12 protein-coding genes are annotated in these 18,811 nt (G+C 72.3%); 4 read left to right on the forward strand and 8 right to left on the reverse strand.

Features of this window, described 5'->3' with window-relative positions:
- Positions 1–2,195: 2,195 nt before the first annotated feature.
- Positions 2,196–6,617, reverse strand: a complete 4,422-nt coding sequence (locus tag BLA60_RS42970; RefSeq protein WP_154814138.1) for a hypothetical protein — start codon at positions 6,615–6,617, stop codon at positions 2,196–2,198.
- A 115-nt stretch (positions 6,618–6,732) separates the two neighbouring features.
- Between BLA60_RS42970 and dxs the strand changes: the two genes are divergently transcribed.
- The 3 genes from dxs to BLA60_RS05305 are packed head-to-tail and all read left to right on the forward strand — an operon-like array spanning position 6,733 to position 10,483.
- Positions 6,733–8,658 carry a 1-deoxy-D-xylulose-5-phosphate synthase gene (dxs, locus tag BLA60_RS05295; protein ID WP_211288629.1) on the forward strand — a complete coding sequence of 642 codons (1,926 nt, stop codon included), beginning with the start codon at positions 6,733–6,735 and terminating at the stop codon, positions 8,656–8,658.
- A 26-nt stretch (positions 8,659–8,684) separates the two neighbouring features.
- The gene (locus tag BLA60_RS05300; RefSeq protein ID WP_075131609.1) at positions 8,685–9,359 is read left to right on the forward strand and encodes a response regulator transcription factor; all 675 of its coding nucleotides are present in this window, start codon (positions 8,685–8,687) and stop codon (positions 9,357–9,359) included.
- Entirely contained in the window at positions 9,356–10,483 is a 1,128-nt protein-coding gene (locus tag BLA60_RS05305) for a sensor histidine kinase (RefSeq protein WP_075131610.1), read from the forward strand. The genes BLA60_RS05300 and BLA60_RS05305 overlap by 4 nt, the downstream gene beginning before the upstream one ends.
- 31 nt (positions 10,484–10,514) lie before the next feature.
- Here the strand turns inward: BLA60_RS05305 and BLA60_RS05310 are convergent, their stop codons facing one another.
- From BLA60_RS05310 to BLA60_RS05335, 6 genes are all read right to left on the reverse strand, one after another.
- Positions 10,515–11,315 carry a MerR family transcriptional regulator gene (locus BLA60_RS05310; RefSeq protein ID WP_075132065.1) on the reverse strand — a complete coding sequence of 267 codons (801 nt, stop codon included), beginning with the start codon at positions 11,313–11,315 and terminating at the stop codon, positions 10,515–10,517.
- Between the two features lie 11 nt (positions 11,316–11,326).
- Entirely contained in the window at positions 11,327–11,827 is a 501-nt protein-coding gene (locus BLA60_RS05315) for a VOC family protein (RefSeq protein WP_075131611.1), read from the reverse strand.
- 34 nt (positions 11,828–11,861) lie between these two features.
- Entirely contained in the window at positions 11,862–13,778 is a 1,917-nt protein-coding gene (locus BLA60_RS05320; RefSeq protein WP_154814139.1) for a hypothetical protein, read from the reverse strand.
- 18 nt (positions 13,779–13,796) lie between these two features.
- Positions 13,797–14,621: a DUF72 domain-containing protein gene (locus BLA60_RS05325; protein ID WP_075131613.1), complete on the reverse strand. Its 825-nt coding sequence runs from the start codon at positions 14,619–14,621 to the stop codon at positions 13,797–13,799.
- 6 nt (positions 14,622–14,627) lie between these two features.
- A complete protein-coding gene (locus BLA60_RS05330) occupies positions 14,628–15,881 on the reverse strand; it encodes an HRDC domain-containing protein (RefSeq protein WP_075131614.1) in 1,254 nt (417 codons plus the stop codon).
- A 143-nt stretch (positions 15,882–16,024) separates the two neighbouring features.
- Positions 16,025–16,741: a response regulator gene (locus BLA60_RS05335; RefSeq protein WP_075131615.1), complete on the reverse strand. Its 717-nt coding sequence runs from the start codon at positions 16,739–16,741 to the stop codon at positions 16,025–16,027.
- 254 nt (positions 16,742–16,995) lie between these two features.
- Between BLA60_RS05335 and BLA60_RS05340 the strand changes: the two genes are divergently transcribed.
- Positions 16,996–18,150, forward strand: a complete 1,155-nt coding sequence (locus BLA60_RS05340) for a dipeptidase (protein WP_075131616.1) — start codon at positions 16,996–16,998, stop codon at positions 18,148–18,150.
- Here the strand turns inward: BLA60_RS05340 and BLA60_RS05345 are convergent.
- The gene (locus BLA60_RS05345; RefSeq protein WP_075131617.1) at positions 18,138–18,701 is read right to left on the reverse strand and encodes a DUF3000 domain-containing protein; all 564 of its coding nucleotides are present in this window, start codon (positions 18,699–18,701) and stop codon (positions 18,138–18,140) included. The two genes, BLA60_RS05340 and BLA60_RS05345, sit on opposite strands and share 13 nt — an antisense overlap.
- Positions 18,702–18,811 lie beyond the last annotated feature (110 nt).

Raw genomic sequence — 18,811 nt, forward strand, 5'->3', positions numbered from 1 at the left:
TCGGCGTCGCCGGGAGATGGCGTGTTGCTCGGCCACTGGGCGCCGGCCCGAGGTCCGTTGGAGGTGATGCGCTTCGGAAGCGGGTATCCGGCGGGCGGGGTGCCCGGTCGCTGTTCCCCAGCGGGCGCCGTGGCGTTGTCCGGTTGCCGTGGGGTGAAGACGTGCGATGGTCGCGGACCGGTTCCGCCTGATGGCGTGACGTGGCTCGGCTGCTGAGCGGGTGGCTCGCTGGGGTTCGGGTCGGTTCCGCTGCTCGACGGGTCGCGGTCGTACAGACGGAACCCGCCGGGCGAGGTGACTCGGTTCGGCTGCCGGGTCCCGGTGGAGGACGGCTCGTGGCGGGAACTGTCCGGTTGCCGCGGCGCGCTGGCCGTGTGGCCTGGCTGGCCGGTCGGTTGCTGGAACCCACCCGGCGGGGTGGTGCGACCTGGCTGACCGGTGACGGGTGAACCGGAACGGTCCGGTTGCTGGTGGCCGCCAGTGGGTCGGCCGGTGCCGGTCGAGTGGTCTGGTTGGTGTTCGCCGGTGGGTTGGCGGGTGCTGGTCGAGTGGTCTGGTTGGTGTTCGCCGGTGGGTTGGCGGGTGCTGGCCGAGTGGTCTGGTTGGTGGTGTTCGCCAGCGGACTGGCCGGTGCCGGTTGTCGCGGACTGGTCCGGCTGGGGGAAACCGCCAGCCGGTGTGGGTCCGGTTGGTGCCGGACGATCCCCTGGCCGGCCGGGGCGGGTTCCGGGAGGAACCGGTGTGGCGCCGCCCGGATGGAATCCGCTGGGCGGGGTGGGGTGCGGTGCTCCGGGAGACGGTTGGTGCGCTCCGCCTGACGGCGGATGAGCGGCGGCGTCGCCGGGGAAGGGTCGTTGAAAGCCGCCGGCGGGGGTGTGGCCGTGAGGCCCAGGGTGGTGGGCGCCGGCTTGTGCCGGGTTGCCGGGACGGTGGAATCCGCCGGGCGGTGTCGCTTGAGGGCCGGCGGGTGCCGACTGGGCGCCGGCCGGGGGCGTCGCCTGGCCCGGTGGTGTTGCCTGGCTCGGTGGTGTTGGCCGCGCGCTGCCGGCGTGGGCTGTGCCGGAGGGGGCTGTGCCGGAGGAGGCCGTGTCGGAGGGGGCTGTGCCGGAGGGGGCGTCCGCTGGTGTTGCTCGCCGGAGGCCACCGGGGGGTGTCGCCTGGGGGCCGCCGGCGGCGGAGTGGTGGGGAGCGCCGGCCGGCGGTGCGGGGTGGCCTGGTTGGGGCAGACCGCTGGGGGGCGTTGCCCGGACGGGTTCGCCGTGGCTTGGTTGGGTGCCGGCGGGTGGAGTCGGGTGATGGGCTCCGGCGGGCGGTGCGGTGGTTCCGGGGTGGGTTTCGCCGGGCGCGGGGTGGGCTTCGGCCGGTGTGGGGGCGCCCGGTTGTTGGGTGCCGGTAGGCGAGGTTGCCGTGCCGGGTGCTGCGGTGCCGGGCGCTGCGGTGCCGGGTGTTGCCGTGCCGGGTGCTGCGGTGCCGGGCGCTGTGGGGCCGGGCGGTTGGGCGCCTCCGGCTGGTTGACCAGCTCCAGAAGGTTGGGCCGCTCCGGCTGGTTGACCGGCGCTGGAAGGTTGGGCTGCTCCCGCTGGTTGACCGGCGCTGGAAGGTTGGGCGGGGGCGGCTGGGTGGCCGGGTCCGGGGCCGCCGGTGGCTCCGGCTGGTTGGGTGAGTCCGGCGGGTGGGGTGGCGGCGGGCGGTTCGACTGGGGGCAGGCCGGCTCGTTGGCGGAACCAGTCGGGGATGTGTTCGTCCGCGCGGGGGAAGAAGCGCAACTCGTCGGCGAAGCCGATGGGGGGTGGGAGGCGGCGCCAGCGCGGTTCGGTGTCGGGCTCGAACTCGGCGTTGAAGGTGCTGGGCGGGTCCAGCAGGTACAGCGCCGACAGCCACGTACCCCGGCCCGGGCGGTACATGCCCTGGCGCAGCCGGCCCAGTCCCTCGACGACCTCCTGCGGCGGGCGCACCGGACGCGGCTCGCCGTCCGGGCCGCTGACCAGCACGTCGACCTCGATGTGGCGGCCGGCGGAGCGGTACTCGGTGCGTATGTGCGTCCAGTCCTGGCCGGCGACGGTCAGAAGTGCGCGCCCGATCTGTCGGATCAACCGATCCTGCTCGGCCTGATCCATCACCGGCTGCGGCTCGGTCACGACAAGATCCCCACCCTCATGCTCATCTTGGCGATTCGACCTTACCGGGTCGAGATCTCACCGAGCGTGGTTAGGGCCGAAGGACAGGCACAACATCAGCGGATGCACGTCCCACGTGGCCACCGCGAACCTCGTCAGGAGGCCCGCGGCCCGCAACGTCTGGTCAGTAGCCGGCGAAATCAGTGACTGACTGTTGCCGTTGACCGGTTGTTGCCCACTCCATATGGGTGCGCCAACCGGAACGGGTGAAGTTTCGACAACTGATTGCCACTCCTCCCCGTCGTCGGTGCGAAGCGTGATCGACACCCTCGGCGTCGGCGCCACTCCCCACCCGCCCGACTCGACCACCACGTACTCGTCCCGCTCGCCGGCGGCCAGCACGATCTCGCCCAGCCACCGGTACAACTCCGACGTCGCCCCATCGTCGACGGCGCCGAACGCCTCGTCCTCGGTCGCCTCGGCCAGACCCGTGGTGACACCGCCCAGCCGGCCACTCCGATCACGGAAACGGTTCGGAAGGAACAGTGTCCGCGCGTCGGTGTCGACCGTGGCGGTCTCCCGGAACCGTGACTCCTCGACCTCGGAGCGGAACCCGAGACCGGCGCCGAGACGGGCTCGGACGATGTCGGGTTCGGTCAGACGCCAGTAGCTGGGCTTGTCATCCAGCCACAGCGTGATGTGGTCGCCGACCGGGAGGCCGAGAAGAGCTGTGAGGGCAGCGTTGGTGGGGCGGGGCGTGGGGGATGGAGGTGTCCAGGTGGTGGCGCGGGGGCGGGCCGGTTCGCTGACGGCCGTCGTGGCTGGGGCTGTCGTGAATGGGGCTGTGGGGGTTGGGGCGGGTCGCGTTGGGGTGGCGGGGCTTGGTGGGACGGGGGAATTGGGCGTTGGGGAGGTCGAGCTTGTTGGGGTGGGGGAGTTGGGTGTTGGGGTGGTCGAGGTTGGTGGGGTGGCGAAGGTTGGTGCTGGGGTGGGGGAGTTGGGTGTTGAGGTGGCCGAGCTTGGTGTTGAGGTGGTCGAGCCGGGTGCTGGTGCGGTTGAAGGGGCGCCCGGGGCGGTCTCGGTGCCGAACTCGGCGACCACCTGCCGGTAGGCGTCCTCGACGTTGGCGGCGGAGGTTGGATGTGTCGGTTCGGTTGGTGCTGGGTGGGCCGGATGTGCTGGGTTGGTGGCCGTGGCCACGGCTGGGGCGGTGACCGGGGTGACCGTTGGTTCGGAAATTGGGGGCGCCGGGGCGGTGTCGGGTGTTGCCGTCGGCGCGGTTGGGGTGGTCACGGGGGTTGGGGTGGTCACGGGGCCGGTTGGTGCTGGGTGAGGTGGCGCGGCGGGTGTTGGCTGCGCTGGCTCGGTTGGTGGGCGTGCTGGTTCGGGCGGGGTTGGGTGAGTGGGTTCGGTCGCGGCGGCCGGAGTTGGGTGTGGTGGGCCGGTCGTGATGGCTGTGGGGGGCGCCAGGTCGGTTGACGGTTCGGGGGCTGGTGTTGGTTCGGTGGGGTGGGGTGGTTCGGAAGTGGTGGTGTCGGGCGGGCCGTCGGTGGTGGTGTCGGTGTCGGGCGGGCCGTCGGTGGTGGTGGCGAACTGGGTCGGGGTGTGGTGGGCCGAGTGCTTGGCCCGGTCCGCCGGTGGCTCGGGGTCCGGGGTCGCGTTCGAGGCTGGGGGGTGAGCTGTTGGTGGTGGGGCGGTGGGGGTTTCGGGGGTGGCGGCGGCGTTGGAGACCAGGGTCAGGATGGCGCCGGGGGCTGAGGGTTGGGGGACACCTCGGGGCGGGAGCGTGGCGTGGAAGGTCGCATTGGTGATCAGGGATGCGAACGCCGGGTCCGGCGGAATGTCCGATGTGGAGTGTCGAGCCGCGGCGGGTGTCACGTCGTCCCGGGGTTCGGCTGTGGTGGGCGGGTCGGGATCGGGTGCGGGGGTGTCGTCGGGCTGCGGGGTCACGTCGGGCTGGAGGGTGTCGTCGGGCTGGGGGGTGGGGTGGGACCAGGTGGTCGGGGGGTCGTCGGTGGCTTGGTGGGCCGCGCGCCGGCGACGGGGTGGGAGGCCGGTCGGGAACAGCGGGGTGGGTTCGGGGATGTCGCTGGAGGGCGAGGTGGTGTCGGGGGCCTGGTGGCGGCCCGTGGACGGGCCGGCTGGGCCGCCCACGGCGTTCACATCTGCGCTGCCAGGGCTGGCGGGACTGCCGGGGCTCGCAGGGTTGCCGGGGCTGCCAGGGCTGCCGGGGCTCGCAGGGCTGGCGGGGGTGGCAGAGGTGGTGGGGCTGGCAGAGGTGGCGGGGCTGGCAGAGGTGGCGGGGGTGAGCGGATCTGTGGCGGGGAGGTCGGTGTCGGCCGGCCGGTCACCGTCGGTCGGCGGGTCGGGGCGGGTGAGCGGGTTGCTGACCGTGGTGGGGATCCGGCCCGGCAGGTCGGTGGCGGTCGACGTGTCTACGTGGGTTGGGTCGGGGGCGCTGGGCCTTGCCAGGTCGAAGTAGTCGGCGAAAGTGGGGTGCGGTGCGGTGCCGTGGGAAGGGCCGGCGTGGCCGTCGTGGGGTGGCTCGGCGTGGGGTGGCTCGGTGAGGCCGTAGCCGGTGAGGTCGTTGCCGGTGACGTCGTGGGTCAGCGCGGTCGGACCGGTGTGACTGGGGTCGGTCGGGTCCGTGAAGTCGGGGCCGGGCGGGGTGCTGGGTGTGGAGATGTCGGGGTCCGCCGGGGCTGGTGGGTTGGCGGAGTCGGGGTGGGGTGGATCGGCGGCGGTGAGAAAGGCGAGCGCGGGAGAGGTGGCGGTCGCGAGAGGGGGGTTGGTGACGGTCGCGTCCGGTGGGGTGGCGGAAGGCGGCGGGGTGGGTTCGGTCGGGCTTTGAGGGCCTGCGGCGCCAGGGTTGGTGGGGCCGGGTGAGCCAGGCAGCTCGGTGTCGGGGCCGGCGCCGATGAGTGGACTGGGTTGGCTGAGGGGCGAGCTGGGCTGGTTGAGCGGGCGGCCGGGCTGGTTGAGCAGGGGGCTGGGCTGGTTGGACGGGGGGCTGGGCTGGCTGAGGGGCGAGCTGGGCTGGTTGAGGGGCGAGTCGGGCTGGCTGGCCGGGGAGCCGGGCAGGCTGAGCGGGGAGTTGGGCTGGTTGAGGGGCGAGTCGGGTTGGTTGAGCGGGGAGTTGGGCTGGTTGAGGGGCGAGTCGGGCTGGTTGAGCGGGGAGCTGGGCTGGTTGAGGGGCGAGTCGGGTTGGTTGAGCGGGGAGTTGGGCTGGTTGAGGGGCGAGTCGGGCTGGTTGGACGGGGAGCTGGGCTGGTTGAGCGGGGAGTCGGGTTGGTTGAGCGGGGAGTCGGGTTGGTTGGACGGGGAGTCGGGTTGGTTGGACGGGGAGCTGGGTTGGTTGAGCGGGGAGCTGGGTTGGTTGAGCGGGGAGCTGGGTTGGTTGAGCGGGGAGTCGGGTTGGTTGGACGGCGAGCTGGGCTGGTTGGCCGGGGAGCTGGGCTGGCTGAGCGGCGAGCCGGGCAGGCTGGCCGGGGAACCAGGCAGGCTGGCCGGGGAGCCGGGCTGGCTGAGGGGCGAGCTGGGCTGGTTGGACGGGGAGCCGGGCAGGGTGAGCGGCGAGCCGGGGTTGCTGGGTGGCGAACCGGGGTGGTCTGGCCGATCGGGGTGGACTTCGTCGGGTGGGTGTTGGCCGTTGGTGGTGGTGGTTCGGCCTTCGATGTCGGTGGGGGCTCGGGTGGGTAGGCCGGGGGTGGCCATGCCTCCGGGGCCGAGGGGGTCCGGGCCGCCGGGTCGGGTGGTCGACGCGCCGCCGGGCGGGATCTGCCAGACGGGCTGGGGGTCGGCGTCCAGCGGGGGGACGGCCCGCAGGCGCGACTCGCGCCGGGGGCGGGGGCTGGGCCGCTTGTCCTCTGGCTGGGTGTCACCCGAGAGGGGGACCAGGCGGGGGAAGGTCTCGGTGACGCCGGCGGTCGTCGGGTGGAACGGGGGGAGGCGGGCGAAGTCCGGGTCCACCCGGGCCGTGGCGATCATGTGGTGTGCCCAGGCTCGGGCGCGGGTCAACGGGTGGTCAGGGAACCGCGGGTCCCACTGGGCGTCGTCGGCCGGGTGGGAGGGGAGCAGGCCCGACACCTCCGGGGCGTACGGGTGGGGGCGTGCCTGGGCGGACACCGCAGCCTCGCGGACACCCGCCCACGTTCCGTCCTCGGCGCACTGGATCCTCAGCACGGCACTGCACGTCGCCTTGGGCAGGGTGAAGGCGGCGATGTACGCCTGGCCGGCCTCCTGGCCGGGGATCGGCACCTTGAGCAGCTGGAACAGCGCCGGCACCTGGTCCACCACCACCGCGTGGGCCTCGATCAGCGCGCCGATCTCGGACGTCTCGACCGCCAGGCGGTGGCGCAGCGGCCCCAGCTCGTCCAGTCCCGCCGGCAGGTCTGGTTCCATGCCGATGTACGACAGACTGACCTGGTCGCCGGTCCGCGGATCGAACCACGTCCGCTCGTCGTACTGCTCCATACCGGAGGTGTCGAAGGCAACAGGCACGCCGGGAGTCTAGGGCCGGCACTCGCCGTGACGGACGCTCGTAGACTGGCCGGAACCGCCAAACAGCCGAACGAACCAGAATTCGAGGTGACCAGCGGTGACCGACCATCCGAGCCTGCTCCAATCGCTGCACGGGCCCGTCGACCTCAAGCGGTTGTCCCCCGAGGACCTCACGAGGCTCGCGGCAGAGATTCGGCAGTTCCTGGTCGACAAGGTCACCGCGACAGGCGGTCACCTCGGGCCGAACCTGGGCGTCGTCGAGCTCACGATGGCCATTCACCGGGTATTCGACTCACCGCACGATTCGGTGATTTTTGACGTCGGGCATCAGGCTTACGTGCACAAAGTGGTCACTGGGCGTCAGCAGGAGTTCGATTCGCTCCGGCAGCGGGACGGGCTGTCCGGCTACCCCAGCCAGGCCGAGAGCGAGCACGACCTCGTCGAGAACAGCCACGCCTCCACCGCACTGTCCTATGCGGACGGTCTGGCCAAGGCCTACGAGCTGCGCGGGGAGCGCCGGCACGTCATCGCCGTCGTCGGTGACGGGGCGCTCACCGGCGGCATGTGCTGGGAGGCGCTCAACAACATCGCCGGCGGCAAGCACCGGCCGATGGTCATCGTCGTCAACGACAACGGGCGCTCCTATTCGCCCACCATCGGCGGCCTCGCCGACCACCTCACCTCGCTGCGCCTGACCCCCGGCTACGAGCGCGCCCTGGAGGGCGGCAAGCGTGTCCTGCAGGGCACCCCGGTCGTCGGCAAACCCATCTACGCCGCCCTGCACGCCGCCAAACGCGGCATCAAGGACGCGCTCAGCCCGCAGATGATGTTCGAGGACCTCGGCCTGAAGTACCTCGGCCCGGTCGACGGCCACGACTTCGTCGCTCTCGACGCGGCGCTGCGCCGGGCCAAGGAGTTCGGCGGGCCGGTCATCGTGCACGCGGTCACCCGCAAGGGCCGCGGCTTCCCGCTCGCCGAGAACGACGAAGTCGACCAGATGCACCAGACCGACCCGATCGACCCGGTCACCGGCAAGCCCACCACCGCCAAGGGCGCCACCTGGACCTCGGTGTTCGCCCAGGAGATGGTGCGGATCGGCGGCGAGCGTCCGGACGTGGTGGCGATCACCGCGGCGATGTTGCGCTCGGCCGGGCTGGAGCCCTTCGCCACGGCCTTCCCCGACCGCTGGTTCGACGTCGGCATCGCCGAGCAGCACGCCATCACCTCGGCGGCGGGCATGGCGATGGCCGGGCTGCACCCGGTGGTCGCGATCTACTCGACGTTCCTCAACCGCGCGTTCGACCAGCTGCTGATGGACGTCGCGCTGCACCGGCTGCCGGTGACCGTCGTGCTCGACCGGGCGGGCATCACCGGGCCGGACGGCGCCAGCCACCACGGCATGTGGGACCTGTCGATCCTCGGCGCGGTGCCGGGTATCCGGATCGCCGCGCCGCGTGACGCCGGCACGCTGTCCGAGGAGCTGGCCGAGGCCGTCGAGGTCGACGGGCCGACCGTGCTGCGGTTCCCGAAGGCGGCCGTCGGCGCGGACGTCGGGTCGCTGGAGCGCCGGGGGGTGGTCGACGTGTTGCGCCGGCCGGCGTCGGGCGAGGGCCAGCACGTGCTGCTGGTCACCGTCGGCGCGTTCGCCGAGCTGGGGTTGGCGGCTGCCGACCGGCTCGCCGACCAGGGCATCGGGGTGACCGTCGTCGACCCGCGCTGGGTCACGCCGGTGCCGCCGGAGCTGGTGGAGCTGGCCGCCGAGCACCGGCTGGTGGTGACCGTCGAGGACGGTGGGCGGCACGGCGGGTTCGGGTGGGCGCTGGCCGCCGCGCTGCGTGACGCCGATGTGGACGTTCCGCTGCGGGATCTGGGCATTCCGCAGGAGTTCCACGGGCAGGGCACGCGCGCGGAGGTGCTGGTCCGGCTGGGGCTGACCGCTCAGCAGGTCGCCCGCGCCGTCACCGAGTGGACGGTCGACCGGCTGGGTGACCTCACCGCGACCCGTGACGAGAAGGCGGTGCGTGGGGCCGACGGCGGCTGACGGCGGCGCGTGGCATCGTTGGTGCGGTGCGGATACTGATCGTCGAGGACGAGGAGCCCCTGGCCGAGGCCGTGGCCAGGGGGCTGCGCCGAGAGGGCATGGCGGTGGACGTCGCCCTGGACGGCGACGAGGGACACGAGAAGGCCACGGTCACCCGGTATGACGTGGTCGTGCTCGATCGTGACCTGCCTGGCATGTCCGGTGACGAACTGTGCCGGGAGATCGTCGCGTCCGGGCAGCTGACCCGGGTGCTCATGCTGACCGCGTCCGGGTCGGTCGCCGACCGGGTCGAGGGACTGTCGCTCGGCGCCGACGACTACCTGGCCAAGCCGTTCGCGTTCGACGAGCTGGTTGCCCGGGTGCGGGCGCTGGCCAGGCGGTCCACCCCGGTCACGCCGCCGGTGCTGCGGGCCGGTGATCTGGAACTTGACCCCGCGCGGCGCACCGTGACCCGGTCGGGCGCACCGGTCGAGCTGACCCGCAAGGAGTTCGGCGTGTTGGAGGTGCTGCTCGCCGCGTCCGGGTCGGTGGTGAGCAGCGAGGAGCTCCTGGAGCGGGTCTGGGACGAGCACGCCGACCCGTTCACCACAACCGTTCGAGTGACGGTGATGACGCTGCGTAAGAAGCTGGGTGAGCCGGGGATCATCGACACCGTCGTCGGGTCGGGGTACCGGGTGCCGGCCGCGGCCGCCGGCGCGTGACCCACCCCCGGCGCGGTCCCGGCCTGCGCGCCAGGATCACGCTGCTCGCGACCGCGCTGGTCGCCCTGGTCTCGGTGCTGCTGCTGTGGCTGGCCTGGGCGCTGGCGTCCGGGGCGGTGACCGTGCCGTCGCTGCCGGCCGGGACGACCGTGCTGGTCGACGGGGTGCCGGTGAAGGCCGAGAAACTGGCCGAGGTCCTGCGTGACCAGGCACGGACCAGGGTGCTGGTCGCCGGCTCGATCGCGTTCGTGTGCGTGCTGGTCGCGACGGCGCTGCTGGCGTGGACGTTCACCGGCCGCATGCTCAAGCCGCTGCGTGACGTCACCGGGACCGCGCGCCGGCTGTCGGCCGAGTCGCTCGGTGAACGCATCGCACTGCGCGGCCCGCGCGACGAGGTCGCCGAGCTGGCCGACACGTTCGACGCGATGCTCGACCGGTTGCAGGCGACGTTCGCCGCCCAGCGCCAGTTCGTCGCGAATGCCTCACACGAGCTAAGGACCCCACTTTCGGTTATTCGTACCGAACTCGACGTGACCCTCGCCGACCCGAACGCCGACGCCGACGAGCTGCGCCGCATGGCCGGCGTCGTGCGGGCGGCGACCCTGCGCGCCGGCCAACTGGTGGAGGCACTGCTCCTGCTGGCGAGGACCGACGGCATGGGGCTGGCCGTGGTGGAACCGGTCGACCTGGCCGCCGTGGTGGGTTCGGCGTGGCGCCCGCTCGGCCAGGACGCGGCCGGCCGGGGACTGTCGGTGACGTTCAACGACCTGCCGGCGCCGGTCAGGGGTGACCCGGCGCTGCTGGAGCGGGTGGCGGGCAACCTGCTGGAGAACGCCGTGCGGCACAACGTCGACGGCGGCTGGATCGAGGTGTGGACCGGCGCCGGGCCGGAGTGGTCGAGCCTGCGGGTGGCGTCGTCGGGAGCGGCGGTCGACCCGGAACGGGTGGACGAGCTGTTCGAGTCGTTCCGCCGGGGCGGGGTGGACCGGACGGCGCACACCGGGACCGGGCTGGGCCTGTCGATCGTGAAGGCGGTGGTGTTGGCGCACCGGGGAATGGTGGGCGCGGAGGCGGTCCCCGGTGGCGGGCTGACGGTGACCGTGCACCTGCCGGTCGCGCGCTGACCTCGCCCCGCGCCGCCGGGCCGAGGGGTCGTTACCGCCAGGTGGCGGTGTCGGGGTCGATGCCGTTGGCGCGGGCGGACTCGTCGATGATCTGGCGGAACCAGGTGGCGAGACCGTCGGCCACGCCGTTGTAGTGGGCGGCGAAACCGGGGTCGGACTCGAACAGGCGGCCCAGGCACACCTGCATCTGGCGGGTGAGCGGGAAGAAGTTCGAGAACAGCTCGCGGTGCCGGTCGACGAGGTCGTTCGCGGTGGGGGTGCCGGGGAGTGTGCCGGCGGTCAGGGCGGTGGCGAGGTCGGCCTGGAGAGCGTGCATCGCGTCGGCCAGGGACTGCCACTGGGGGCGGGTGCGGGCGGCGGAACGCTCGGCGAACCGCGCCCACTGCGGGGTGTCGCCCCAGGCCACGCGGGCCAGGCGGGTGTGGTCGGGGTTCCAGTCCTTGCCGAAGGTCTCCCGCTGTTCCTCGGCGGTGAGCAGGATGCCGTGTTCGTGGGCCTCGGTCATCCGGCTGAGGCGCTCGTCGAGCCGGTGGAGGTCGTGGATGCGTTCGGCCAGGTGGGCCCGCTGTTCGCGGAGGGTGGCGGTGATCTCGGTGGTGGCGTCGTCGAGGACCGTGCGGATCGCGTCCAGGCCGAGTCCGGTTTCCCGGTAGGCGACCACCCGGTGCAGGCGGTCCAGGTCCGGTTCGGTGTAGAGGCGGTAGCCCGCCGGGCTGCGGCCCGACGGTGAGGCCAGGCCGATCTCGTCCCAGTGGTGGAGCGTGCGGACCGTCACGTTCACGAGATCGGCGGCGGCACCGACCGTCACGCCGCCGGTCTCGTGGTCAACCATGAACACCAGTATCACTGCGCCGGGGCCGAGATCCCGACCGAGGTGAGGTACTGCCCTTCGGCGCTGTCGGGGTCGAAGACCCGGGCCGCGGTGAGCACCACGCGCACGCCCTCCGGGGTGGTCACCTCGACGTCACGGGTGTTCCACGGGGTGTCCCGCGGTTCGGTGACGTTCTCCGGGGCGAGCGCACGGCACGCCGAGGCGAGGGAGTCGAGCTGGTTGAGGACGATCGCGAAGCTGACACTCATTCCGGAGGTACTGATCGTCCCTGGCACGAGGAGCACGTCCTGGAACGCCCACCGGCGCAGGTGCACCACCCTGCCGGGGATGCTGAACAGTTCGATGAAGCCGAAACCCTTGGTCCAGAACTCGATCGACGCGTCCAGGTCGGGCGTGGGGATCGTCACGAACATCGGCATCCCGTAGATCCCCCGGAACGGTTCGGGGGCGACGGCGTCCGGACCCGGCGCGGGGACGGGGCTCGTCTCGAAGGCGTCGTAGAAGTCGTTCATGGGAACCACTCTCGGGCCTCACGTCGCGTGAGGGTCAACCTCGGGGTTTGTCCCACTGGGCGGCGAGGTGGTCCTGGAGGGTGGCGTGGCGGAACTGGTAGACCGGGCCGGCGGTGCGCAGGATCTGCCGTTTCCTGGCGTCCTCCAGGAAACGGACCAGACGCAGCGGGGTGCGCTCGGTGAGGGTCAGCTGGGCCTGGGCGGCGAGGACGGGCCAGGTCGTGGTGCTGGTGGGCCAGATCCACACCGCACCGGCCAGGCCGCCGAGGGCGGCGATGGCCAGGACGGTGAGCGGGGGGACGGCGAACTGGGAGGCGAAACCCAGGCCGATCACGAACGCGCCGAGGGCGGCCACGGCGGTGAACGCGACGCCGGTTCTGGCGTCCCGGCGCCAGGAGCGCACCGGGTCCAGGGCGGAGCTTTTCTCCTGGGTGCCGCTGAACAGGGATGCGCCCAAGCCCAGGGCCAGCCACACCACCACGCCCGTCGCGAGCCAGCCGAGGGGGCCGGGGAGGGCCGAGTCGAGCAGGGTGAGGACCAGGGCCACGGCGAAACCGGTGGGTAAGGCGGTCAGCAGCGCCGTGGGGCGCAGGGGGGTCGTCCACCAGTTCTTCGGGATGCGTTTGGGGGAGGCGGGCCGGCGGATGGTCATGTAGGCGCAGAGGTAGCCCACCACCAGTCCGACCGGCAGGCCGGTGAGGACGGGCTCTCCGGAGGCCAGCCGGTAGGAAAGGCCGAGCAGGCCGCCCACCAGGACGGCGACCACCGCCACGACGACGTGTCCGCGCAGGATCAGGCCAAGCGGCCTGTCTGTCCACTGTGGAACATGCCACCAGGCGAGGTCGCGGGTGGATCGCTGGTTGAGCTGGTGGGCCAGGTAGGTGAGGGTCCTGCGGGCGGTGCCCGGGGAGTACGGGAGGCGTTCGGGGCCCTCGGCGTAGGCCGCGTCGAGGGAGCGGTCGAGCAGGTGGGTCTCGATCTGCGTGGCCTTGCGGAAACGTTTGCCGTCCAGGAGTTCGTCGACCGGGCCGGCCGGCGGATAGGCGTCTCGGAGCAGGGTGAGCAGGAACGGGTTGCGCAGGGTGCGGGTGAGCGGGCCGGCGGGGTGGGTGCGCAGGTGATCGGCGACCGCCCGCCAGGCGGGCGGCGGCTCGGTGAAACGGCCCAGGAGATGGTCGGCGGCGGTCTCGGGGTCCAGTGGGCGGAGCTCGACGGTGACCGCGCCGGCCAGGGCGAGGCTGGCCGTGGTCAGCTCGGGGGGCCGACTGAGCAGTACCACGCGGAACGTCGCCTGGCGGCTCAGTTCGCGTAACACCTGGGGGCGTAAGGATTCCTCCAGCTCGTCGAAGCCGTCGAGGAACACCGCGAGCCGGGGGACCAGGTCTGCCGCGCCCCGGGCGAGGCCGGGGGTCTCGGCGATCTTGCCGGCCAGCCAGTCCCTGGCCGACGTGGCGGCCGGATTCCAGCCGTGCGGCGTGACCAGCAACGGCACCGGGTCGCTGGCGGTGCGCCGCTTGAGGGCCTCCACCAGCAGCAGAATGCCGGCGGCGGTCTTGCCGGCGCCCGGTCCGCCGGTGATCACCAACCGGTTCGATGGCAGGGCGGCGTACAGACGGTGCAGGTCACCGAGGTCCCCCCGGTCGGCGCCGGCGCGCCAGTGGATCGGCAACGGCGTGGTCAGATCCCGTTCCACCACGGCCTTCTCCCAGGTGTCGAGCATCGACAAGGCCAGAGTGTCCAGACGATCCGCCAGCGGCGGCAACGGATCGCGGCCGTGCCACCGGAGGGCCTCGCTGATCAACGCGATGAGCACTCCCAGCACGGTCAACGCCGTCTGGGCGAACCCGACGGCGGTGGTCTGCTCGGCGGGATCGAGCGTGGTCAACCGCACCAGCACCCACACCGAGCCACCGGCGAACACCACGATGCCCACGACCGTCAACCAGCGCACGGCCCTGATTCTGCCGAATCAGGGCGGCCAGGGGAGGTCAAGTCGACGACTCAGTGCCAGCGCGTCGGCGGGCGCGCGGACCTTCGCGTCGTTGTCGAAGTACACGTGGACGTCCAGGCCCTCGTCGGTCCAGCCGCGGATCCGGGCGGCCCACTCGTCCAGTGCCCGGTCGGTGTACCCGCTGGCGTACAGCTCGGTACTGCCGTGCAGGCGGGCATAGACGACGTCGCTCGTCACGTGGTCCAGCGACGGCCAGTCGGCGGCCGCGTCGGCCAGGACCAGGGCGATGTCGTGGGCGCGCAACAGGTCGGGCAGGCCGGGGTCGGTGAAGCTGGGGTGGCGGACCTCCAGCGCGTGCCGCAGCGGCATGTCCACCTCGGCGGTGGTCAGCGCCCGGTCCTCGACGCGTTCGTCGTGGTGGGTGGCCAGGGCGGCGGCCTCGGTCGTGGTGCGGGGCAGGGTGGCGAGGAAACCCGCCAGGGTGTCGGGGTCGTAGGGCAGGTTCGGGGGCAGCTGCCAGAGGATCGGGCCCAGCTTCTCGCCCAGGGCGAGCACACCGGAGGCGAGGAAGTTCGCCAGGGGAGCCGAGGTGTCGCGCAACCGTTTGAGGTGGGTGATGAACCGGCTGCCCTTGACGGCGAACAGAAAGCCCGCAGGTGTCTGCTCGCGCCACGACCGGTAGCTCGCCGGGCGTTGCAGGGCGTAGAAGCTGCCGTTGATCTCCACCGAGTTGAGCCGGCCGGACAGGTACTCCAGCTCGCGGCGGTGCGCCAGGCCCGGCGGGTAGAACGCGCCGCGCCACGGCGGGTACACCCAGCCCGACGTGCCGACGCGGACGGCCACCGAGCCTCAGCTGGTGCCGTCGAGCGCCGTGGACAGTGCCGTCGACAGCGTCTGGGCGGTCAGCGCGATCTGCCACTCCCGCGCCCCGCCGGAGCGCAGCGCCTCGGCCACCGAGTCCTCGTTCAGCGTCTCCGGCGGACGCCAGCAGGTGCGGCGGACCAGGTCGGGCTGGAGCAGGTTCTCGATCGGCAGGCGGTTGGCCTCGGCGACGGTCGTCAGCGCGGCCCTGGCCGCCGACAGCCGCGCCGCGGCGGCCGGGTCGCGGTCGGCCCAGCGGTTGGGCGGCGGCGGGCCGTCGTGCGGCGGTGACGGGTCGGGCAGTTCCGCGCGGGGCAGCGCCGCGGCGGCGCGCAGGGCGCGTAGCCAGGTGTCGGCGATCCGCCGCTGCGAGCGACCCTTGAAGACCGGCAGCTTCAACAGGTCGGTCTCGTTGTCGGGGGCGGCCACGGCCGCCTCGACGATCGAACTGTCCGGCAGGACCCGGCCGGGGGCGATGTCGCGTTGCCTGGCCAGGGCGTCACGGGTCTCCCACAGCGCCCGCACCGACGCCAGACCACGCGGGGAACGCACCCGGTGGATGCCCGAGGTGCGGCGCCACGGTTCGGCGCGTGGCGGCGGTGGCGGGGCCACCCGCAGCGCCTCGAACTCCTCCAGCGCCCACTCCAGCTTGCCCTGGGAGTCGAGTTCGGCCTCCAGCGCGTCACGCAGCGGCACCAGCAGTTCGACGTCCAGGGCGGCGTAGTCCAGCCAGTCCTGGGGCAGCGGCCGGCGTGACCAGTCGGCGGCGCCGTGGCCCTTCTCCAGGCGGTAGCCCAGCAGCAGTTCGACCAGCGTGCCGAGGGCGACGCGTTCGTAGCCGGCCAGTCGTCCGGCCAGTTCGGTGTCGAACAGGCGCGCCGGTGCCAGGCCCAGCTCGGCCAGGCACGGCAGGTCCTGGGAGGCGGCGTGCAGTACCCACTCGGTGTCGCCGAGAGCGGCGATCAGCGGGTCGATCCGGTCGTTGAGCGCCACCGGGTCGACCAGGACGGTGCCGGCGCCCTCACGGCGGACCTGCACGAGGTAGGCGCGCTGGGAGTAGCGATAACCCGACGCCCGCTCGGTGTCGACCGCGATCGGCCCTCGCCCAGCGGCCAGCGCGTCCGAGGCAGCTCGTAACGCCTCGTCCGTCTCGACCACATCCGGGGTGCCCTCCGCTGGCTGGGCCAGCAGCACCGGCTCCGGTTGGGTCTCCTCGTCTGTTCCCGTCCCCGATTCGCCCACGGCGGATGACCATACGGGACGACGGAACGAGACGTACGCCTAACGTGGCGTTATGGGATCGAGACGGGTCGGAACAGGGGTCCGAACACCGGCGGATCGGGGAGCGCACTGTGCCCCGCGCCCCGATCCGCCGCATGCTCGATTCAGCGGATCACACCGGCCCGCATGGCCAGCGCGACCATCTGTGCCCGGTCGCCGGTGCCCAACTTCCGGCCGATCCTGGAGAGGTGGCTCTTGACCGTCAGTGCTGACAGGTTGAGCCCCTCCCCGATCTCTTTGTTGGACTGACCGTCCGCGACCAGCTGGAGCACCTCGACCTCGCGAGCCGACAGCTCGCGTGGGGTGTTGTCGGTGCCAGGGACCCGCGTGCCCGTGGCGAGGATCGGAGCGACGCTCGGGTCGGCGTAGACGCCGCCTTCGAGCACGCGCCGGACCCCGTCGGTCACGACCACCGGCGAGGCCGACTTCAGCAGGTAGGCCTGGGCCCCTGCCTGGAAGGCCGAACGCACGGCGTACGGGTCGTCTGACGACGCCAGCACCACGATCCGCGGCCAGCCATGGCTGCGGAGCTCGGTGACCAGTTCAATTCCACTGCCGTCCGGCAGACCGAGATCGAGTATCGCGAGATCGCATGGCCCGGTGGCCAGCGCTCGCGCCCTCGCTTCGGCCACCGTGGCAGCCTCGTGGACGGTGCCCGCACCCATCTGGGTCAACCGGGCAGCTATCGCCTCCCTCAACAACGGATGGTCATCGACCACCAGCACCGAGAACAGCTCTTCCCGCGGGTGCGGGACCATGTTCGCCGGCAAGACGCCGGCTGGCGTGGTTCGAACGGCCTGACCTAAGCCGACGGCAGCCACGTCACTACCTCCCTGGAGTCGGTCGTGCCCCCCGACCTACACCGGGACCTTCGGCCAAACAGCCGCGCCGCCATTGGACCGAAAGTGGTGTCGACGTCCGCAGCCTAGCCCCCCAAGCGGGTTAGCGGGATGATCAATTCGTTATCTATCCAATCGAGACATCACTCAGGCGTGCGGATGTAACACGATCGGGTGACTCTTGGTTTGTGACGTAACGCATCAGAGTCGGCACACGATGAAACGGAGTCGTGGTTGTGGAGAACGCCAACACCTCGCGCGCCCGGGCCCTGCTCGGCACCACCCCGCTGGTCGACGGGCACAACGACCTCCCCTGGGCGCTGCGCTCCTTCCCCGGCGCCGACGCCTCGCGCGCGGACGGGTTCGGCGTCGACCTGACCCAGCACCAGCCCACCCTGCACACCGACCTGCCGCGACTGCGCGCCGGCGGCGTCGGCCTGCAGTTCTGGTCGGTGTACGTGCCGTGCCGGCTGACCGGCGACGCCGCCGTGACCGCCGTGGTCGAACAGGCCGAGCTGGTGCACACGCTCGCCGCCCGCTACTCCGACGACCTGCGGATCGTGTCCACCGCGGCGCAGGCCCGCGCGGCGTTCGCCGACGGCCGGATCGCCTCGATGCTCGGCGCCGAGGGCGGCCACTGCATCAACGGCTCCCTCGGTGTGCTGCGCGCGCTGTACCGGCTGGGCGTGCGATACCTGACGCTGACCCACAACGAGAACGTGCCGTGGGCCGACTCGGCCACCGACGAACCAGCCCACGGCGGACTGACCGACTTCGGCCGCGAGGTCGTCGCCGAGATGAACCGGATCGGCATGCTCGTCGACCTCTCGCACGTCGCCCCGACCACCATGCGCGACGCGCTGGACGTGAGCACCGCGCCGGTGATCTTCAGCCACTCCTCGTGCCGGGCGGTCACCGACCACCCGCGCAACGTCCCCGACGACGTGCTGGCCCGGCTGGCCGGCAACGGCGGCGTGTGCATGGTGACCTTCGTGCCCTCCTTCGTGTCCGACGCGCTGGTCGCCTGGGACAAGGGCCTGCAGGCCGCGATGGCCGGGGCCGGCGCCGACCACCGGGACCTCGACCAGCGCAACCGGTTCGCCGAAACCTGGGACGGGCCGCCGATGCCGACGGTGGGCATCGACGCGGTGGTCGAACACGTCGAGCACGCCCGCGAGGTGGCCGGCATCGACCACATCGGTCTCGGCGGTGACTACGACGGGGTGACCTCGCTGCCCGAGGGGCTGGAGGACGTGAGCCGCTACCCCGCGCTGTTCGCGGCGCTGCTGGACCGGGGGTGGAGCGAGCGGGACTGCGCCAAGCTCGCCGGTGAGAACGTGCTGCGTGCGCTGGCCGGTGCCGAGGAGGTCGCCGCGTCTCAGCCGTTGTGACGGTGGGTGAACATGGTTACCCCTACCGGGGGTAGCCCGACCACGCTGGCCATCAGGTCGCAGAACGCCTCGCCGTGCGGGGCGAGGTCCTCGTCGGACGGACTCCAGGACGCGCGCAGCTCCAGGTCGTCCGTCCGGCCGGGGCCGGCGATGTCGCCGAAGCGCACCGACGAGGTGTCGGTGACCGTGCCGCCGAGCGCGGCGTACGGGGCGCCGGCGGCCGACAGCGCGTCGGTCAGCCAGGACCAGGCCACGGTGGGCAGCAGCGGGTCGTCGGCGAGTTCGGTGTCCAGCTCGGCGCGGACGTAGGCGACCAGGCGCAGCACCCCGCCCCACGCCTCGACGCCGTCCGGGTCGTGCAGCAGGACCAGCCGGCCGGTGGCCAGCACGTCGGCCGGGCCGGTGACCTCGGCGGTGATCGCGTACGCCCACGGCGCGAGGCGCTGCGGTGCGCGCACGACCCCGAGCTGCACCTCAGACCTCGGTCGCAGCGACTTCAACGCGGCGACGGCCTGAGTGAACAGTTCGGGCGCTGCCGACGTACTGGTCACGACTCGTAACTGTAAGACCACCCGAGTCAGTGAGCGGGGACGCCGCGCCGGACACGTCGATGAGTTCCTGCGTACCCACAGTGGCGCGACGGTCCTCCGGCGCCCCGTGG

It is taken from the genome of Actinophytocola xinjiangensis, assembly GCF_001921215.1.
Lineage (GTDB): Bacteria > Actinomycetota > Actinomycetes > Mycobacteriales > Pseudonocardiaceae > Actinophytocola > Actinophytocola xinjiangensis.